Here is a 17,491-nt window from a genome sequence, read left to right on the forward strand (position 1 = left end):
ACCTCCATGGAAACCATGAAACTGCAAAAGCGCGCTTCCGTCTCGGCGATGCTTGATCCGAAGATCGTCGTGCCGGCGATCCGCGCGTCCTTCACCAAGCTTGATCCGCGGGCCATGATCAAGAACCCCGTCATGTTCGTGGTCGAGATCGTGGCCGCGCTGACCACCGTGATCTTCCTGCGCGACCTCGTCACCGGCGGCGCAAACCTCGCCTTCACCTTCCAGATCATTCTCTGGCTGTGGTTCACGGTGCTGTTCGCCAATTTTGCTGAGGCGGTGGCGGAAGGCCGCGGCAAGGCGCAGGCCGATTCGCTGCGGAAGACCCGCACGGAAAGCCAGGCCAAGCTCCTGACCGGCTCCGACCGGACCTTCAAGCTGGTGCCAGGCACCAGCCTCAAGGTCGGCGATGTCGTGCTGGTCGAGGCCGGCGATACGATTCCCTCCGATGGTGAAGTGATCGAAGGCGTCGCCTCCGTCAACGAAGCCGCGATCACCGGCGAGTCCGCACCCGTGATCCGCGAGTCCGGCGGCGACCGCTCGGCGGTGACCGGCGGCACGCAGGTGCTCTCCGACTGGGTCCGCGTCCGCATCACCGCGGCGCAGGGCTCGACCTTCATCGACCGCATGATCAAGCTGGTCGAGGGCGCCGAGCGGCAGAAGACGCCGAATGAGATCGCACTCAACATCCTGCTCGCAGGCCTCACCATCATCTTCGTGTTCGCCACCGTCACCATTCCGAGCTACGCGGCCTATGCCGGTGGCTCGATCTCGGTGATCGTGCTGGTCGCGCTGTTCGTGACGCTGATCCCGACCACGATCGGCGCGCTGTTGTCGGCGATCGGCATCGCCGGCATGGACCGCCTGGTGCGCTTCAACGTGCTGGCCATGTCCGGCCGCGCCGTCGAGGCCGCCGGCGACGTCGACACGCTCCTGCTCGACAAGACCGGAACCATCACGCTCGGCAACCGCCAGGCGACCGCGTTCCGTCCCGTGCGCGGGGTAACCGAGCAGGAGCTCGCCGATGCCGCACAGCTCGCTTCGCTCGCCGACGAGACGCCCGAAGGCCGCTCCATCGTCGTGCTGGCGAAGGAGAAATACGGCATCCGGGGCCGCGATATGGCTGAGTTAGGGGCCACCTTCATCCCCTTCACGGCGCAGACCCGCATGAGCGGCGTCGATGCCGGTGGCGTATCGGTGCGAAAAGGTGCAGTCGACGCCATGCTCAACTATATCGGCGGCGGTGCGCCGCTTGTCGCTTCGGGTAACACGGCACGCGTGATGCAACCGGCTGCGCTCTCGGAGGTCGGACGCGAGATCCAGGCGATCGCGGATGAGGTGTCGAAATCGGGCGGTACGCCGCTGGCGGTGGCCAAGGACGGTCGCCTGCTCGGCATCGTCCAGCTCAAGGACATCGTCAAGGGCGGCATTCGCGAGCGCTTTGCGGAGCTGCGTCGCATGGGCATCCGCACCATCATGATCACCGGCGACAATCCGATGACGGCGGCCGCGATTGCTGCCGAAGCCGGCGTCGACGATTTCCTGGCGCAGGCAACCCCTGAGGACAAGCTCAAGCTGATCCGCGACGAGCAGGCCAAGGGCAAGCTGGTCGCCATGTGCGGCGACGGCACCAATGACGCGCCGGCGCTCGCGCAGGCCGATGTCGGCGTCGCCATGAATACGGGCACGCAAGCCGCGCGCGAGGCCGGCAACATGGTCGACCTCGATTCCAACCCGACCAAGCTCATCGAGGTGGTCGAGATCGGCAAGCAACTGTTGATGACGCGAGGCGCGCTGACGACGTTCTCGATTGCCAACGACGTCGCGAAATATTTTGCGATCATCCCGGCGATGTTTCTGGCGTTCTACCCGCAGCTCAACGTGCTCAACGTCATGAACCTGACGAGCCCGCAGAGCGCCATCCTGTCGGCGATCATCTTCAACGCGCTGATCATCATTGCGCTGATACCGCTGGCGCTGAAGGGCGTCGCGTACCGCGCCGTCGGCGCCGGTGCGCTCCTGCGCCGCAACCTGATGGTCTACGGCTTGGGAGGCATCATCATTCCCTTCATCGGTATCAAGGCGATCGATCTCGTGGTCACCGCCTTGCACCTTGCTTGAGCGTCATCGCGAGCGAAGCGAAGCAATCCAGAAATGCCGCCGCGGCTGATAGCGTGGATTGCTTCGTCGCTTCGCTCCTCGGAGAATTAGGAGACGTAACATGCTCAGAGAAATCCGCCCCGCCATCGTCCTGCTGGTCGCGCTGACCCTCATCACGGGACTGGCCTATCCACTCGCGATGACCGGCATTGCCGGCTTGCTCTTTCCGACCCAAGCACAGGGCAGCCTGGTCGAGAAGGACGGCAAGGTCGTCGGCTCTGCCTTGATCGGGCAGGAGTTCAAGGACGATAGATATTTCCACGGCCGCCCGTCGGCGACGGTCGCGCCGGATCCGAATGACTCGACCAAGACCGTGTCCGCGCCCTACAACGCCGCCAACTCGGGCGGCTCCAACCTCGGCCCGACCAGCAAGGCGCTGGCCGATCGGTTGAAGGAAGACGTGGACAAGCTGAAGGCGGAGAACCCGAACCAGCCCGTTCCGCTCGACCTGGTCACGACATCGGGCAGCGGTCTCGACCCGCACATCTCGCCCGAAGCCGCCCAATTCCAGGTCCCACGGGTGGCTAGGGCGCGGAATATGTCGGAAGAGCAGCTCAGGCAGATGGTGGCCGGCAATACCGAGGGCCGCCTGCTCGGCCTGCTCGGCGAGCCCCGGGTCAACGTGCTGGCGCTGAACCTGGCGCTCGATCGCGCCGGCAAGTAGCGGCCTAGGCTCCCCGTGGCCGGATGATTATAATGCGCTGATGGTCCGAGAGCGCCGCGATCCCGAACAACGTCCTTCGCCCGAGGCGCTGCTGGAAGCGGCGCGCCGGGAGGAGAGCGCGAGCGGCAAGCTCAAGATCTTCGTCGGCGCCGCCCCCGGCGTCGGCAAGACCTATGAGATGCTGCAAAGCGCGCACGCCAAGCGCAAGGCGGGCATCGACGTCGTCGTCGGTTTCGTCGAGACCCATGGCCGCGCGGAGACCGAATCGCTGCTTCGCGGGCTCGAAGTCATCCCGCGCAAGAAATTCGACTATCGCGGGCAGGTTTTGGAGGAGATGGACCTCGACGCGGTGATCGCGCGTCGGCCGCAAATCGCCCTCGTCGACGAACTTGCCCACACCAACGTGCATGGGAGCCGACATCCCAAGCGCTATCTCGACGTCGAAGAGCTGCTCTCGAACGGCATCGACGTCTACACTGCCGTCAACATCCAGCACATCGAAAGTCTCAACGACGTCGTCGCGCAGATTACGCATGTCCGGGTGCGCGAGACCGTGCCGGATTCGGTGTTCGACCGCGCAGACGCGATCGAGCTGATCGACCTCACGCCCGACGACCTGATCCAGCGGCTGAAGGAGGGCAAGGTCTATGTGCCCAAGCAGGCCGAGCGGGCGTTGGAGCACTACTTTTCACCGGGCAATCTCACGGCGCTGCGTGAGTTGGCGCTGCGGCGGACCGCCGAGCGCGTCGACGAGCAGCTCCTCACCCACATGCAGGCGAACGCCATTGCCGGTCCCTGGGCCGCGGGCGAGCGCATCCTGGTCTGCGTCAGCGAGGATCCACGTGCAGCCGGCCTCGTGCGCTACACCAAGCGGTTGGCCGACCGCCTGCACGCGCCATTCACGGCGATCTCGATCGAAACGCGGCGATCGCTCCAGCTCTCTGACGCGGAGCGCGACCGGCTCGCCGACACGCTGCGGCTTGCCGAATCGCTCGGCGGCGAGGCGCTGACCATCCCCGGCGTCGGCCGTCGCATCGCCGACGACGTCGTCAACTTCGCGCAAGGCAACAACGTCACGCAGATCGTGATCGGCAAGTCGACGCGATCGCGCTGGTTCGAGATCACGCGCGGCTCTGTCGTGCACGACCTCGTGCGCCGCTCCGGTAACATCACCGTGCATGTCATTTCCGGCGACGAATTGCCCGGCGAGGCGGCGCCGAAGATGGCGGTGCAGACGGCGGCCCGAACGGAGTCCTTCGATCCGCGCCCCTATCTCAAGGCACTCGGGATCGCTCTGCTTGGACTTGGCGCGGCCAAGCTGATCCAGCCCTACTTCGGTATCGAGAACGTCGATCTCGTGCTGCTGACGGCGGTGGTGGCGGTTGCCGTGCGCTATGGGCTCTGGCCGTCGCTGCTCGCGACGGTCGCGGCGTCGCTTGCCTACAATTTCTTTTTCCTGCCGCCGATCTATACCTTCACGATCACCGATCCGACCAATGTTGCGGCGTTTGTTCTGTTCATGGTGGTTGCGATGCTGGTGTCCAATGTCGCGGCTCGCGTGCGCACCCAGGCCGATACCGCGATCGGCCGGATCAGGATGACCGAGCAACTCCATGCCTTCAGCCGCAAGCTGGCGGGCACCGCGACCCTCGATGATGTCTTGTGGGCGACGTCTTACCAGATCGCGCTGATGCTGAAGGTTCGCGTCGTGCTGCTGCTGCCGGAAGAGGGGCTGTTGACGGTAAAGTCGGGCTATCCACCGGAGGATGAGCTCGACCAGGCTGACCTTGCTGCCGCCAACTGGGCCTGGAGCAACGACCGGTCTGCAGGCCGCGGCTCCGACACGCTGCCCGGCGCCAAGCGCCTGTTCCTGCCGATGCGCACCGGGCGCGGCCCGATCGGCGTCATCGGCATCGACAATGATCGCACCGGCCCGTTGTTGACGCCCGATCAGCGCCGCCTGCTCGATGCGCTGGTCGACCAGGGCGCGCTCGCGATCGAGCGCGTGCTGCTGGTCGAAGACATGGACCGCGTCAAGCGCACGGTCGAATCCGAGCGGCTGCGCTCGGCGCTGCTCACCTCGATCTCGCACGACCTGAAAACGCCGCTCGCCTCCGTGCTTGGCGCGGCCTCCACCATGCGCGACCTCGCGGGCGCCCTGTCCGACACCGAGAAACGCGATCTGCTTGCGACCGTGATCGACGAGTCCGAGCGGCTCAACCGCTTCATCGCCAATCTGCTCGACATGACCAAGCTCGAATCGGGCGCCATCGTTCCGAATACGTCGCTGCATGACGTCGGCGAGATCGTTGGCAGCGCGCTGAGGCGAGCGAGCAAGATCCTGACGCGTCACAAGGTCGAGCTCCGGCTCGCAGCAGATCTGCCGATGCTCGAACTCGACGCCGTGCTGTTCGAGCAGGTGCTGTTCAATCTGCTCGACAACGCGGCAAAATATTCGCCGCCGGATACCACGATCGCAATCCATAGCCAGCGCGACAAGGACCGTGTCGTGCTGGAGGTGGCCGACGAAGGCGAGGGTATCCCGCCGGGCGAGCTCGAGAGCGTGTTCGACAAGTTCTACCGTGTGCAGAAGGGCGATCATGTCCGGCCCGGCACCGGGCTCGGGCTTGCGATCTCCCGCGGCTTCGTCGAGGCGATGCGTGGCACGATCACGGCGGCGAACCGCGGGGATCGCCGCGGTGCGGTGCTGACCATTCGCCTGCCGATCCCCGCGCAGACCAACGCATTGGACACCGCCGCATGAACGCACCATCGATCAAGGTTCTGGTCATCGACGACGAGCCGCCGATTCGCAAGTTGCTGCGGATGGGGCTGAGCACGCAGGGCTATGACATCTTGGAAGCGTCGAACGGCAAGACTGCGCTGGAAAAACTCGCCGAGGAGCCGGCTCTGATCATCCTCGATCTCGGTCTGCCCGACATCCAGGGCCACGAGCTGCTCCGCACCATCCGCGCACGCAACGAGAGCGTGCCGATCGTCGTGCTGTCGAGCCGCGGCGACGAGGCCGGCAAGGTGCAGGCGCTCGATCTCGGTGCCGACGACTATCTGACAAAACCGTTCGGCATGGACGAGCTCTTGGCGCGGCTGCGCGCCGCGCTGCGGCACCAGCTCCAGGTCCAGGGCGAGCGCCCGGTGTTCCGCACCGGCGACCTCTCCGTCGATCTCGTTCGCCGCATCGTCAAGGTCGGCGAACGCGACGTAAAGCTGTCGCCGAAGGAATACGATCTCTTGCGCGTGCTCGTGCAGCACGCCGGCAAGGTGCTGACGCACCGGTTTCTTCTGAAGGAGCTGTGGGACGAACTGACTGATGCGCAATACTTGCGCGTCTACGTCCGCCAGCTCCGCCAGAAGATCGAGGCCGACCCCGAGCGGCCGCAATATGTGCTGACCGAGACGGGGATCGGGTATCGGTTGAAGGCGGGGGATTGAACCATCGCGGAAACGGCCGTCATGGCCGGGCTTGTCCCGGCCATCCACGCGTTTCCGCACGTGGGGCAGACGTGGATGCCCGGGACAAGCCCGGGCATGGATGAGTATGCATCACATCGTCGCTGCGCTCGCAATGACGGAGTACGTTAACCAGCCTTGCGATGCCTTGCCGTCGAACGATGCGTCTTGCGCGCGCTGCGATGCCGGCTCGTGCTTCGCCGCGGATGGGACCGCGCTGACGCCCGTCCCCTGCCTCGTCCTTTCAAGCTTTGCTTCAGCGCGTCCATCAGATTGATGACGTTGCTTGGTCGCTCTTCGGGTTCGGGCAGCTCGATCTTCTTGCCGCTGGCTTTTCGCTTCACCAGCGCCTTCAGCGCGTCCTCATACTCGTCCTTGAATTTGCTGGGGTCGAAATGCGCCGCCTTGGTATGCAGGATATGCCCGGCGAGCTCGATCATGTCCTTGGTGATCTTCGGGCTCTTGATGTCATCGAAGAACTGGTCCTCGTCGCGCAGTTCGTAGGGATAACGCAGCGTGGTGCCGAGCAAACCCTTGCCGAGCGGTTCGATGGTCATGACGTGTTCGCGGTTCGTCAGTACGATCCTGGCGAGCGCCACGCGCTCCTCGTCCTTCATAGCATCGCGAATCACTGCAAAGGCGTCGAGCGCAGCCTTTCCGTCGGGCGCGACATAGTAGGGGTGGTTGAGGTAGCGCTTGTCGATCTCCTCGCGCGGCACGAAGCTTTCGATGTCGATCGTGTGATTGCTTTCGATCTGAACCGCTTCCAATTCCCCCGGCTCGATCTCGACATATTTGCCCTTGCGTAGCTCGTATCCGCGTCCCTTCTGATCGCTCTCGACGACCTCGCCGGTCTCGGCATCGACCATCTGCTGTTTCAGACGGTTGCCGGTCTCCCGGTTGATCATGTGAAACCGTGTTTTCGCCGCAGCGGTCGCGGCAGGATAAAGGACGACCGGGCAGGTCACCAGCGACAGCTTCAACGTTCCTTTCCAATAGGCGCGGGGAGCCATTCCAATCTCCAATGTTTTCAATGCGTTTTCGGAACTCCAACCCACCTTATGGGTTTTGGTTCCGGGTGGGACTTTGGCCGTGATAGGCTCGAATGCGCTTACAAAAATACGGGACCGGTCGTGCTGAGAAACCTCTCCACCTATCGGAAAAAGCGGGATTTCGAGATCACTCCGGAGCCGTCCGGCGAGACCGCGGTGGCGCCGTCGAAGCAGCGGCGTTTCGTGATCCAGAAGCACGACGCGACCAGGTTGCATTACGATCTCCGACTCGAGTTCGACGGCGTCTTCAAGTCCTGGGCGGTGACGAAGGGGCCTTCGCTCGACCCGCATGACAAACGGCTCGCGGTCGAGGTCGAGGACCATCCGCTCGATTACGGCGATTTCGAAGGTACCATTCCGGAAAGCCAGTATGGCGGCGGCACGGTGATGCTGTGGGACCGCGGATATTGGGAGTCTGAGGATCCCGAGCGCGGCTTCAAGAAGGGCGACCTGAAGTTCACGCTGCACGGCGACAAGCTGCATGGAAGCTGGGTGCTCGTGCGCATGCGCAATCGCGGTGGCGAAAAGCGCACCAACTGGTTGCTGATCAAGCATCGCGACGACTATGCCCGCGAAGGCGAGGGCAACGACATCCTGGACGCGGACAGATCCGTCGCCTCCGGCCGGGCGATGGAGCAGATCGCCGAGGGCAAAGGGCGCGCGCCAAAGCCGTTCATGCTGGCCAAGGGGACCAAGGGCAAGGCCGACGCGGTCTGGCAATCCAATCGCGCCGAGCAGGAGATGCGCACCATCAAGCCTGCGCCGCGCGCGGCCTTGAAGAAGGGCAAGGCGACGACAGTAACGACGGCGAAGAAAGTGTCGGAGATGCCGGACTTCGTCCCGCCGCAGCTCTGCACGGCGGTGGAGCGTCCGCACCCGGGCGGCGGCTGGTGCCACGAGATCAAGTTCGACGGCTACCGCGTGCAGCTTCGCATCGAGGATGGCGAAGCGACGCTCAAGACCCGCAAGGGCCTCGACTGGACTGAAAAGTTCGCATCGATCGCCAAGGAGGGCGGCGCGCTGCCGGACGTGCTGATCGACGGCGAGATCGTCGCCCTCGACCACTACGGAGCGCCGAGCTTCTCCGCGCTCCAGGCTGCGCTTTCGGACGGCAAGACCGATGACCTCATCTTCTTTGCTTTCGATCTCCTGTTCGCCGAAGGCCTTGACCTGCGCCAGCTGCCGCTCGGGGACCGCAAGACGCAGCTCAAGAAGTCGCTGGGCGCGCGCAGGAAGAAGTCGAGCCAGATCCGCTATGTCGAGCATTTCGAGAGCGGTGGCGATGCGGTGCTGCAATCGGCCTGCAAGCTCGAGCTCGAAGGCGTGGTGTCGAAGAAGCTGGACGCACCCTATCGTTCGGGTCGCACCGAAAGCTGGACAAAGGCAAAATGCCGCTCCGGCCATGAGGTCGTGATCGGCGGCTACAAGACCACGAATGGTAAGTTCCGCTCTCTGATGGCGGGCGTGCACCGCGGCGATGATCTCGCCTTTGTCGGCATCGTCGGCACCGGCTTTGGTGCCGACAAGGTCAAGCGCATCATGCCGCTGTTGAGGGCGGCGGTGGCCAAAGAGAGCCCATTCGCCGGCAACAACGCGCCGAAGAAGACGCGCGACGTGCATTGGCTGAAACCCGAGCTCGTGGCTGAGATCGAGTTCGCGGGCTTCACCGCCGACGGTAATATCCGCCAGGCCGCGTTCAAGGGCCTGCGGCAGGATAAGCCTGCCGAGGAGGTCGAGGCCGAGACGCCGGTGAAGACCGAGCTTGCCGAACCGTCGCCGCGGAAAGGCAAGGCGAACGCTGCGTCAAAGCCAAGATCAAAGCAGCCCGGCGGCGCGGAAGTGATGGGCGTCGTCATCTCGAAGCCCGACAAGGAGCTGTGGCCGGATGGCGGGGACGGCGAGCCCGTCACCAAGCTCGATCTCGCACGCTACTTCGAGGCGGTCGGCGAATGGATGATCGCGCATCTGAAGGGAAGGCCATGCTCGCTCATTCGCGCGCCCGACGGCATCAAAGGTGAGAGCTTCTTCCAGCGCCATGCCATGCAGGGCACGTCGAGCCTGCTGGAGCTCGCAAAGGTTTCCGGCGATCGCAAGCCGTATTTGCAGATCGATCGGATCGAGGGGCTTGCGGCGGTGGCGCAGGTCGGCGGTGTCGAGCTTCATCCCTGGAATTGCGCGCCCTACGCCTATGACACGCCAGGCCGGCTGGTGTTCGATCTCGACCCGGCGCCGGACGTGGCCTTCACCGATGTGATCGAGGCGGCCAGGGAGATGCGGCAGCGTCTGTCCGACGTAGGTATGGAGAGCTTCTGCAAGACCACCGGCGGCAAGGGCCTGCACGTCGTCGTGCCGCTGCTCTACGGCGCCCGCGACAAGGTGGGCTGGAAGGAGGCGAAAGCCTTTGCGCAAGGCGTGTGCCGCTGGATGGCCGATGACGATCCGGAGCGATATCTGCTCAACATGTCGAAAAAGCTGCGCAACGGAAAGATCTTCCTCGACTATCTGCGCAACGATCGCATGTCCACCGCGGTCGCTCCGCTGTCGCCGCGCGCTCGCGACGGCGCCACCGTCTCCATGCCCCTGACCTGGGCGCAGGCGAAGAGTGATCTCGATCCGAGGCGCTATACGCTGCGCACCGTGCCGGGCCTTTTGGCGCGATCAAAGGCGTGGGAGGGCTATGATGACGCGGCGACATCGATCAAGGCGGCAATGAAGAAGCTGGCGGGGAAGGTGAAGTAGCCACACTGTTAACCGCAGATGCGGAAATCGTAGGGTAGGCAAAGCGCAGCGTGCCCACCATTGCTTGCCCAGATTGACAAAGAAGAGGTGGGCACGGCGCGTCGCGCCTTTGCCCACCCTACGAGGACTTGGCTAGATTCTTCCCAGCAGCACCAATATCAGCAGGATGACGACAATGAGTCCGAGTCCGCCGCCACCGTAGTAGCCGGTGCCGTAGAACGGACCGCCGCCGATACCACTGAAGCCGCCGAGCAGCGCGATGACCAAAATGATCAGAATGATTGTACCGATGGACATGCAAATCTCCTCCAGCCCCCTCAAAGAAGGGTCGTTGTCTTGACCGACTTTCGTCGGGGCAACTTGTCGTCATAACGAAAGTTCCTCGCTCGGATCGTGATAAGAAGGCATCAAGCAGCGGAACCTTTGGTTCGAACGCGGCCTGATTCACATCAGTCGGCAGAGGACATCGTCATGTCAGCACCGCTCGTCGTTTCGATCCCGCACCGTCTCGGTCGCGAGGAGGCTGCGCGTCGTCTGAAGTCCGGGCTTGGCCGCGCAGCCGCCAGCATTCCCGTGATGCACGTCGAGGAGGAGCGTTGGGAGGGCGACCGCATGAATTTCCGCATTCGAGCGCTCGGCCAGGTCGCGGCCGGTCGGGTCGATGTTGGCGAGGATCAGGTGCGGGTTGAGGTGATGCTGCCCTGGCTGTTGCAGCGTTTCGCCGAGCTGGCGCAGGCCACGATCCGCAAGCGTGGGCAACTGTTGCTGACAAAGGGCGATGGAAAGTAGTTTCTCGGCGTCAGGCCGCCGCGGATTGCCGCGCCGCTCTTGCGGGACGCGCAATACGAGCTTTCAGGACGGTTGCGGGAAACGAGCCAAAGGCCTGCGAGAGCCGCAGATCCTGGCCCTCGTGACCCGCGATCGCATAGCCTTTCGCGTCCATAGTCGCATCGAGCGCTTCGAATGACGGCCATGCGCGGCCACTTTGCGTGAACGGTGCAAAGGCTCGTCCCACCAAGACGATCGCTGCGTTGCGCCCGTGGCGCCGTGCGAAAGCGATGACATGGTCAGCGTGCGGTCCGCTCACCACCAGAGGCTGGTAGTCGCCACGGGTGAAGACGTCGGCAAGCTCGGAGCGCAGTTTCAGGAGCTGCCGCATCCAGGCGAGTTTCAGTCGACCGTCCGACCAGTTCGGGGCAAGACCGTTCCAATCGGGGCGGTCCAGTGTCGCGAGCGCATCTTGCCGTTCGACAAAATCAACCCGACGGCGATTGTCCGGATCGACTAGCGAAAGATCCCAGAATTCGGTGCCTTGATAAAAATCCGGCACGCCCGGGAGCGTTGCCTTCAGCGTGAGCTGGCTCAGCGAATTCAGCGCACCGAGCAGGGCGGTGCGTCGCGCGAGCGCCTGAAGCGCCTCCAGGAATTCGGCGGAGACCGTGGGATCGAGTATCTTCGCAATGAAGTTCTGTACGCCTGCCTCATAGGCCTCGTTCGGATTGAGCCAGCTCGTTTCCTCCTTGCCCTCCCTGGCAGCCTTGAGCGCGTAGGCCTGGATGCGGTCGATGAAGCTCGCGTCAGGCGCGAACATCCAGGCGCCGAGCAGCGTCTGGTAAAGCATGTATTCGAACGTCGCCGACGGCGCGCGCATCTCGCCATGTGTCGTGATGTGCGGCACGTTCAGCACCTTCCAGCGTGCCACCGCGCTGGTCCATTCACCCGGGATTTCGCTGATCGCGGCGAGCCGGGCCCGCGCATCCTCGCCGCGCTTGGTGTCATGCGTGGCCGTGGCCGTCATGCCATGCGGCCATTCCCTGGCGCGTGCCTTCATGGTCTCATGGAAGGCGGGTAGTGCGAAGGCCTTTGCGGCGGGATCGCCGCCGACTTCGTTCAGCGCGAGCAGGCGGTGATAGCGATAGAAGGTCGTATCCTCCAGCGACTTCGCCAGCATCGGCCCGGTGAACTGCTGCACCTTCAGCGCAAAGCGGCGCACGCGCGGGGTGCTGTGCGGCGGCCGATCCGGTTTGAGCAGGTCCATGGTCAGGGCGTCGCTCAGGAAGTCGAAAATGCCGTCGTCGGCCGCGAACCATTCCGCACGAGCGCGCGCGATGGTCTCTTCGATCAGCTTGCGGTCGTGATCGGTTGGTCCGCTCGTCGTGATGTAGGTACGGTACACCGGGAAATGCAGCACGTAGAGCTCGAGCGCCTGCCGCAGGCTGTCGGCGGAAAAGTCGCGGGTCGAGTAGTGCCCGTTGGCAATGCGGGCGAGCAGGCGTGTCAGCACGGTGAATTCGCTCGTGAGAAGCGTATCCAGCACGCGCCTCTTGGCTTCCATCAGATACGGCGCAAGCCGCGGCGAGCGGTTGCTGATCTGGCGCCAGATTTCGTCGAGCGCGTCGAGCCCCTTGGCATCGACCAGCACCTGGGTGATGGCGTTCATCCATTCATAGCCGGTGGTGCCGTGAACGCCGGCGAAGCGCGGTAGCCGTTCGTGCTCGCACAGGATCTTTTCGATCACGGTGTAGAACGGCTTTGCGGGGCCTTGCGCGTCGCGGACGATTCGGCGCAGCCGCTGGCAATATTGCGCGGGATCGCGCAAGCCGTCGATATGATCGAGCCGGATGCCCTGCAACCTGCCGTCCGCGACCAGTTGCTTGACCAATCGGTGCGTGGCCGCAAATGTGCTGGCGTCCTCGACCCGCAGCCCGGCGAGACCGTTGACGTCGAAGAATCGGCGATAGTTGATGTCGCTGGAGGCGAGCCGCCAATGGCCGAGCTTGTAGTGTTGGCGTTCGAGCAGGTGATGCAGGGCAAGCGTTTGGGTCGGGCGGTCCTTGGCCGAACGATAGGCGGCAAGACCTCGCTCCATGATATCGGGAGCACCGGCGATCGCCTTCAGCTCGACCTTGAAGGCCGGAGCCTCCTTGCGGTTCGGATGCCGCAGTCCCTTGTAGCGTTCGGCGAGCTCAAGCAGACGTTTTCCGGCCTCGCTGCCGGCGGCATTCGCCTCCTTCACGATCATCCGCAGGACTTCGCCGTAGCGCTCCGGCGCGATCGGCAAGCGATGCTCGAAATACCATGCCGAAAAGCTGCCTTCGCCCGCATCATAGCGCAGCTCGATCTCGCCGCGCTCGAGTGCGTCGCCATAGGGTGAACCGAGGATCGGCAGCAGCACGCCGCCTCGGGCGCGATACGGCAACTGGTCCCAATCGATATCGAAGGACACCGCGTGAGGCGAATCCTGTCCCCATTCCAGCACGTCGAGCCAGTACGGGTTATCCGCGAAGTGGACGCCGACGTGATTTGGGACGAAGTCGAGGATCAGACCAAGGTCATGCTGCTTTAGCGTGTCGCTGAAACGGGTAAAGCCGGCTGCGCCGCCGAGCTCCGGATTGAACTGGCTGTGGTCGACGATGTCGTAGCCGTGGGTCGAGCCCTTGCGCGCCTTCATCAGCGGCGAAGCGTAGACATGCGTGATGCCGAGCGCCTTGAGATAGGGTACGACCCGGGCGGCATCGTCGAAGTTGAACTCGGCGGTGAATTGCAGGCGATAGGTGGCGAGCGGGATGGCGGGAGGCATGCTCACCTCGCAAGGCGCCAGACCACCAACCAGGGCGGAAGTCGATCGCCGGGCTCGCCGCCCCAGATCGGCGCGCCCGTGATTTGAGGTGATGTGATATCGCGATCCGACAGGTTGGCGATAAGGTGCAGCGTTGCGCCGTCCTCCAAGCGCCAATGCGCAGTCAAGAGGCCGCTCTCCTCAGCCTTGGCCTCGCCAAAGGCCGCGCCGGCAAGCCGTGGCATGATTTCGGAATGGCGAATGCGCAGGAGCTCGCGTACCAGCGACAGCCGCACCTCCTCCTCCGGCGTGCGCGTCTCCCAAACGAGCACGGCGGATTGCGGCGTCGCCGGATCGAGCGGATCGGGCACCTCGTCGCCATATTTCTCGTAGGCCCAGGCATATTCCTGGCGCCGTCCGTTGCGAACTGCATTGGCGAGATCGCCATGGAAATCGCAGAAGAACGGGAAGGGCTTTTTCGAGCCCCACTCCTCGCCCATGAACAGCATCGGCACCATCGGCGCGAGCAGCGTAACGGCGAGCGCCGCCTCGATCGCTCGGGGGCTCGCAATGCTCTCCAGCCGATCGCCGAACGGCCGGTTGCCAATCTGATCGTGGTTCTGCAGGAAATTGACGAAGGTGTCCGGCGGAAGCTGCCGGCTTGGCTCGCCGCGTGGCTTGTTGCCCCAGAACGCGGAGACCTCACCCTGATAGACGAAGCCCGACGCCAGCGCGCGGGCAAGATCGCCACGCGGCGAGCGCTGATAGTCGCCATAATAGCCGGAGGACTCGCGCGTCAGCATCACGTGCCAGACGTGATGATAATCGTCGTTCCACTGGCCGCGATATTTTCCGTTCGCCGGCTCCTCGGTGGGGTCGAGCAGGCTCGCGCGATTGTCGCCATTCTCCAGCACGAGATGGATGTGCCTCCCGGTCGCCGCCGCAAGCTGGCCCGCGGCGACGCTGAGCTCGTGCAGCACCGACTGCTCGCCGGGGATCGCCATGATGTGATTGGCCGCATCCAGCCTCAGGCCATCGAAACGGTAATCGCTGAGCCAGCAAAGCGCGTTCTCGACCGCGAAGGCGCGGACCTGCGGCACGCGATAATCGATCGCGCTGCCCCACGGCGTATGTGCATCGGTGAAGAAATTCGGCGCGTAACGGCCGAGATAGTTTCCCTCGGGGCCGAAGTGGTTGTAGACGACGTCGAGAAAGACCATGAGGCCGCGCAGGTGCGCTTCGTCGATCAGCGTCTTCAAGTCTTCGGGCCGGCCATAGGCGCTGTCGGGCGCATACCACAGCACGCCGTCATAGCCCCAGCCGCGCTTGCCGGCGAAGTCCGCCAGCGGCATCAATTCCAGCGCGGTGATCCCGGTCGCAACGAGATGATCGAGCTTGTCGATCATGGCGCGATAGCTTCCTTCTTGTGTGAAGGTGCCGACGTGGGATTCCAGCAGCACTGTCTCATGCCACGGCCGGCCGCGCCAATCTCTGGCGCGCCACTCGAAACTGTCGTGGTCGATCACCTCGCTCGGCCCGAACACGTCCTCTGGCTGGAAGGCCGACGCCGGATCAGGTACGTCGAGCTCGTCGTCGATCCTGAACTGGTAACGGGCGCCCGCCGTCAAGCCGGCAATATCGGCCACATACCAGCCGTCTTCGCGGCGCCGCATCGCATGGCGCTTGTCCAGCACGAGGTCGACGTGCCTCGCACCGGGCGCCCAGAGCCGGAACGACACGCCCTCCTTGCTTGACTTGGCGCCGAACGAAGGCCTCATAGCGCACCTGCAAAGGCGAGCACCGAGCGCGGCGGCGCCTTGCTGTCGGTGCCGGGCAGGAAATCGACCGTGTTCAACTTGGCATCGGTCGTGTTCAGGATCTGCTGCCAGCTCTTGTATTCGGCCATTTTGGGCAATTTAAATCCGATTTCTTCCGGTGCGGCGTTCAGGACGATAAAGATCGCGGGCACGCCGGGTTCCAGCGGGCCGAGCACATAGGCGAGAAATCTCCCTTCCGGGAAATTCCAGTCACTCTCCTTCATCTCCTCGGCCGCCGGCGTCAGCCACAAGACACCGTAGGAGCCGTCGGCGCGACGGCCGTCGAGCCAGCGCTGGCTGCGGAGCTGCGAGAAGCGGCGGCGGATCTCGGCGAGCTGGTTGACGAATTCGACCATGTCCTCGCCGTCCTTGCCGAGATTGTCCCAGAGCACCCAGCCCACCTCATTGTCCTGGCAATAGGCATTGTTGTTGCCGGACTGGGTGTTTCCGACCTCGTCGCCGGCGAGCAACAGCGGCGTGCCCTGTGCAAGCATCAGGCAGGCGAGCACGTTCTTGCGGAGCTGGCGGCGCAGCGACAGGATTTGCGGATCGTCGGTCGGGCCCTCGACACCGCAATTGTTGCTGTGGTTGTCGTTGGACCCGTCGCGGTTGTCCTCGCCATTGGCCTCGTTGTGCTTCTGGTTGTAGCTGAAGAGATCGGCGAGGGTGAAGCCGTCGTGCACGGTGATGTGGTTGATGCTGGCGCGCAGCTTGCGGCCGTCATGGTGGAACAGGTCGGAGGACGCCGTCATGCGGCTCGAGATATCGCCGATCAGGCTGCCTTCGCCGCTCCAGTAGCGACGCATGGCGCTGCGGTAGCGGTCGTTCCACTCCGACCATTGCGAGGGAAACGCGCCGACCTGATAGCCGCCGAGGCCGAGGTCCCAGGGTTCGGCGACGAGCTTTACGCCCTGGAGCACGGGATCCTGGCGGACCGCGGTCAGGAACGAGCTGCCGCGGTCAAACCCGTTCGGTCCGCGCGCGAGCGTGGTGGCGAGATCGAAACGGAAGCCATCGACGTGGCAGACCTCGACCCAGTAGCGCAGCGAATCCGTCACCATCTGGAGCACGCGCGGATGGGTGAGGTTGACCGATGAGCCGCAGCCGGTGAAGTCGTCGTAGTAGCGCGGGTTCTCGCGGTTCAGCCAGTAATAGGAGGCGTTGTCGATGCCGCGGAAGGACAGCGTCGGGCCGAGATGGTTGCCTTCGGCAGTGTGGTTATAGACGACATCGAGCATCACCTCGATCCCGGCGTCGTGCAGGCGCGCCACGGTCGTCCGGAAGGAGTCCAGCGGATTGTCCTGCGCGTAACGCGGCTCTGGCGCGAAGAAGGCGAGGGTGTTGTAGCCCCAGTAGTTGGCGAGCTTCTTCTCCACCAGCACCCGGTCGTCGATGAAGCCGTGGATCGGCAGCAGCTCGACGGTGGTGACACCTAACCGCTTCAGATGCTCGATCATGGCGGGCGAGGACAATCCGCCAAACGTGCCGCGCAGGTTCGGCGGCACGTCATCGCGCCTCTGCGTCAGCCCCTTGATGTGGGCCTCGTAGATGATCGTCTCGTCCCACGGGATGTTCGGGCGGATTTCGCGCCGGCCCCAGTTGAAGGTCTCGTCGACGACGGCGGCCTTGATCATGCCGCGTGCGTTGTCGCGCCGGTCGAACGACAAATCCTCGCGCGGGCTGCCGGTGCGATAGGCAAAGTGCGCGTCACTCCACACCATCCGCCCGGCGAGCCGCTTGGCGTAGGGGTCGAGCAGGAGCTTGTTGGGATTAAAGCGGTGGCCGTGCTCGGGCTCGTAGGGGCCGTGCACGCGGTAGCCATAAAGCTGGCCCGGCGAGACGTCGTTGAGATAGCCGTGCCAGACGTCTTCGGTGCGCTCGGGCAATTCGATGCGCTCGAGCTCGCGCCGCCCCTGGCCGTCGAACAGGCACAGCTCGACCTTGTGCGCGTTGGCGGAGAACAGCGCGAAGTTGGTGCCGCGTCCGTCCCAGCTTGCACCGAGGCGTGCGGGCGTTCCGGCGGTCAGTCGCATGG

At 64.1% G+C, this 17,491-nt stretch carries 11 protein-coding genes; 6 read left to right on the top strand and 5 right to left on the bottom strand.

Features of this window, described 5'->3' with window-relative positions:
* The first annotated feature begins 6 nt into the window (after positions 1 to 6).
* The 4 genes from kdpB (at position 7) to SO156_RS05985 (ending at position 6,271) form a co-directional block, all read left to right on the top strand.
* Positions 7 to 2,118 (top strand): potassium-transporting ATPase subunit KdpB, encoded by a 2,112-nt coding sequence (gene kdpB / locus SO156_RS05970; RefSeq protein ID WP_498534155.1) that lies wholly within the window; start codon positions 7 to 9, stop codon positions 2,116 to 2,118.
* A gap of 100 nt (positions 2,119 to 2,218) precedes the next feature.
* Complete coding sequence (locus SO156_RS05975) at positions 2,219 to 2,821, top strand: K(+)-transporting ATPase subunit C (protein ID WP_458150646.1); 603 nt, start codon at positions 2,219 to 2,221, stop codon at positions 2,819 to 2,821.
* Positions 2,822 to 2,861: 40 nt separating this feature from the next.
* Complete coding sequence (locus SO156_RS05980; protein WP_498534156.1) at positions 2,862 to 5,585, top strand: DUF4118 domain-containing protein; 2,724 nt, start codon at positions 2,862 to 2,864, stop codon at positions 5,583 to 5,585.
* Entirely contained in the window at positions 5,582 to 6,271 is a 690-nt protein-coding gene (locus tag SO156_RS05985) for a response regulator (RefSeq protein WP_498534157.1), read from the top strand. Before SO156_RS05980 ends, SO156_RS05985 begins: the two co-directional genes overlap by 4 nt.
* 146 nt (positions 6,272 to 6,417) lie before the next feature.
* Here SO156_RS05985 and ku read toward each other — a convergent pair whose 3' ends face one another.
* The gene (gene ku / locus SO156_RS05990; protein ID WP_498534158.1) at positions 6,418 to 7,302 is read right to left on the bottom strand and encodes a non-homologous end joining protein Ku; all 885 of its coding nucleotides are present in this window, start codon (positions 7,300 to 7,302) and stop codon (positions 6,418 to 6,420) included.
* Positions 7,303 to 7,422: 120 nt separating this feature from the next.
* On the opposite strand from ku, the gene ligD reads away from it, so the two are divergent.
* Complete coding sequence (gene ligD / locus SO156_RS05995; RefSeq protein ID WP_498534159.1) at positions 7,423 to 10,080, top strand: DNA ligase D; 2,658 nt, start codon at positions 7,423 to 7,425, stop codon at positions 10,078 to 10,080.
* A gap of 132 nt (positions 10,081 to 10,212) precedes the next feature.
* On the opposite strand, the gene SO156_RS06000 is transcribed toward ligD, so the two are convergent.
* The gene (locus SO156_RS06000; RefSeq protein WP_458150651.1) at positions 10,213 to 10,377 is read right to left on the bottom strand and encodes a DUF3309 family protein; all 165 of its coding nucleotides are present in this window, start codon (positions 10,375 to 10,377) and stop codon (positions 10,213 to 10,215) included.
* Between the two features lie 174 nt (positions 10,378 to 10,551).
* Between SO156_RS06000 and SO156_RS06005 the strand changes: the two genes are divergently transcribed.
* On the top strand, positions 10,552 to 10,869 hold the full coding sequence (locus SO156_RS06005) for a polyhydroxyalkanoic acid system family protein (protein WP_498534160.1): 318 nt from the start codon (positions 10,552 to 10,554) through the stop codon (positions 10,867 to 10,869).
* A gap of 10 nt (positions 10,870 to 10,879) precedes the next feature.
* Here SO156_RS06005 and treY read toward each other — a convergent pair whose 3' ends face one another.
* Genes treY through glgX form a run of 3 tightly spaced genes read right to left on the bottom strand, consistent with a single transcriptional unit; the run spans position 10,880 to position 17,489 of the window.
* Complete coding sequence (treY, locus tag SO156_RS06010; RefSeq protein ID WP_498534161.1) at positions 10,880 to 13,660, bottom strand: malto-oligosyltrehalose synthase; 2,781 nt, start codon at positions 13,658 to 13,660, stop codon at positions 10,880 to 10,882.
* 2 nt (positions 13,661 to 13,662) lie between these two features.
* A complete protein-coding gene (treZ, locus tag SO156_RS06015) occupies positions 13,663 to 15,417 on the bottom strand; it encodes a malto-oligosyltrehalose trehalohydrolase (RefSeq protein ID WP_498534162.1) in 1,755 nt (584 codons plus the stop codon).
* The gene (glgX, locus tag SO156_RS06020; protein WP_498534163.1) at positions 15,414 to 17,489 is read right to left on the bottom strand and encodes a glycogen debranching protein GlgX; all 2,076 of its coding nucleotides are present in this window, start codon (positions 17,487 to 17,489) and stop codon (positions 15,414 to 15,416) included. The genes treZ and glgX overlap by 4 nt, the downstream gene beginning before the upstream one ends.
* Between the last annotated feature and the right edge of the window lie 2 nt (positions 17,490 to 17,491).

The organism is Bradyrhizobium sp. UFLA05-125 (assembly GCF_059803515.1).

Coding starts and splice junctions, on each gene's coding strand:
- kdpB (WP_498534155.1), top strand. CDS start 7: ATGGAAACCATGAAACTGCAAAAGCGCGCTTCCGTCTCGGCGATGCTT.
- SO156_RS05975 (WP_458150646.1), top strand. CDS start 2,219: ATGCTCAGAGAAATCCGCCCCGCCATCGTCCTGCTGGTCGCGCTGACC.
- SO156_RS05980 (WP_498534156.1), top strand. CDS start 2,862: ATGGTCCGAGAGCGCCGCGATCCCGAACAACGTCCTTCGCCCGAGGCG.
- SO156_RS05985 (WP_498534157.1), top strand. CDS start 5,582: ATGAACGCACCATCGATCAAGGTTCTGGTCATCGACGACGAGCCGCCG.
- ku (WP_498534158.1), bottom strand. CDS start 7,302: ATGGCTCCCCGCGCCTATTGGAAAGGAACGTTGAAGCTGTCGCTGGTG.
- SO156_RS06000 (WP_458150651.1), bottom strand. CDS start 10,377: ATGTCCATCGGTACAATCATTCTGATCATTTTGGTCATCGCGCTGCTC.
- SO156_RS06005 (WP_498534160.1), top strand. CDS start 10,552: ATGTCAGCACCGCTCGTCGTTTCGATCCCGCACCGTCTCGGTCGCGAG.
- treY (WP_498534161.1), bottom strand. CDS start 13,660: ATGCCTCCCGCCATCCCGCTCGCCACCTATCGCCTGCAATTCACCGCC.
- treZ (WP_498534162.1), bottom strand. CDS start 15,417: ATGAGGCCTTCGTTCGGCGCCAAGTCAAGCAAGGAGGGCGTGTCGTTC.
- glgX (WP_498534163.1), bottom strand. CDS start 17,489: ATGCGACTGACCGCCGGAACGCCCGCACGCCTCGGTGCAAGCTGGGAC.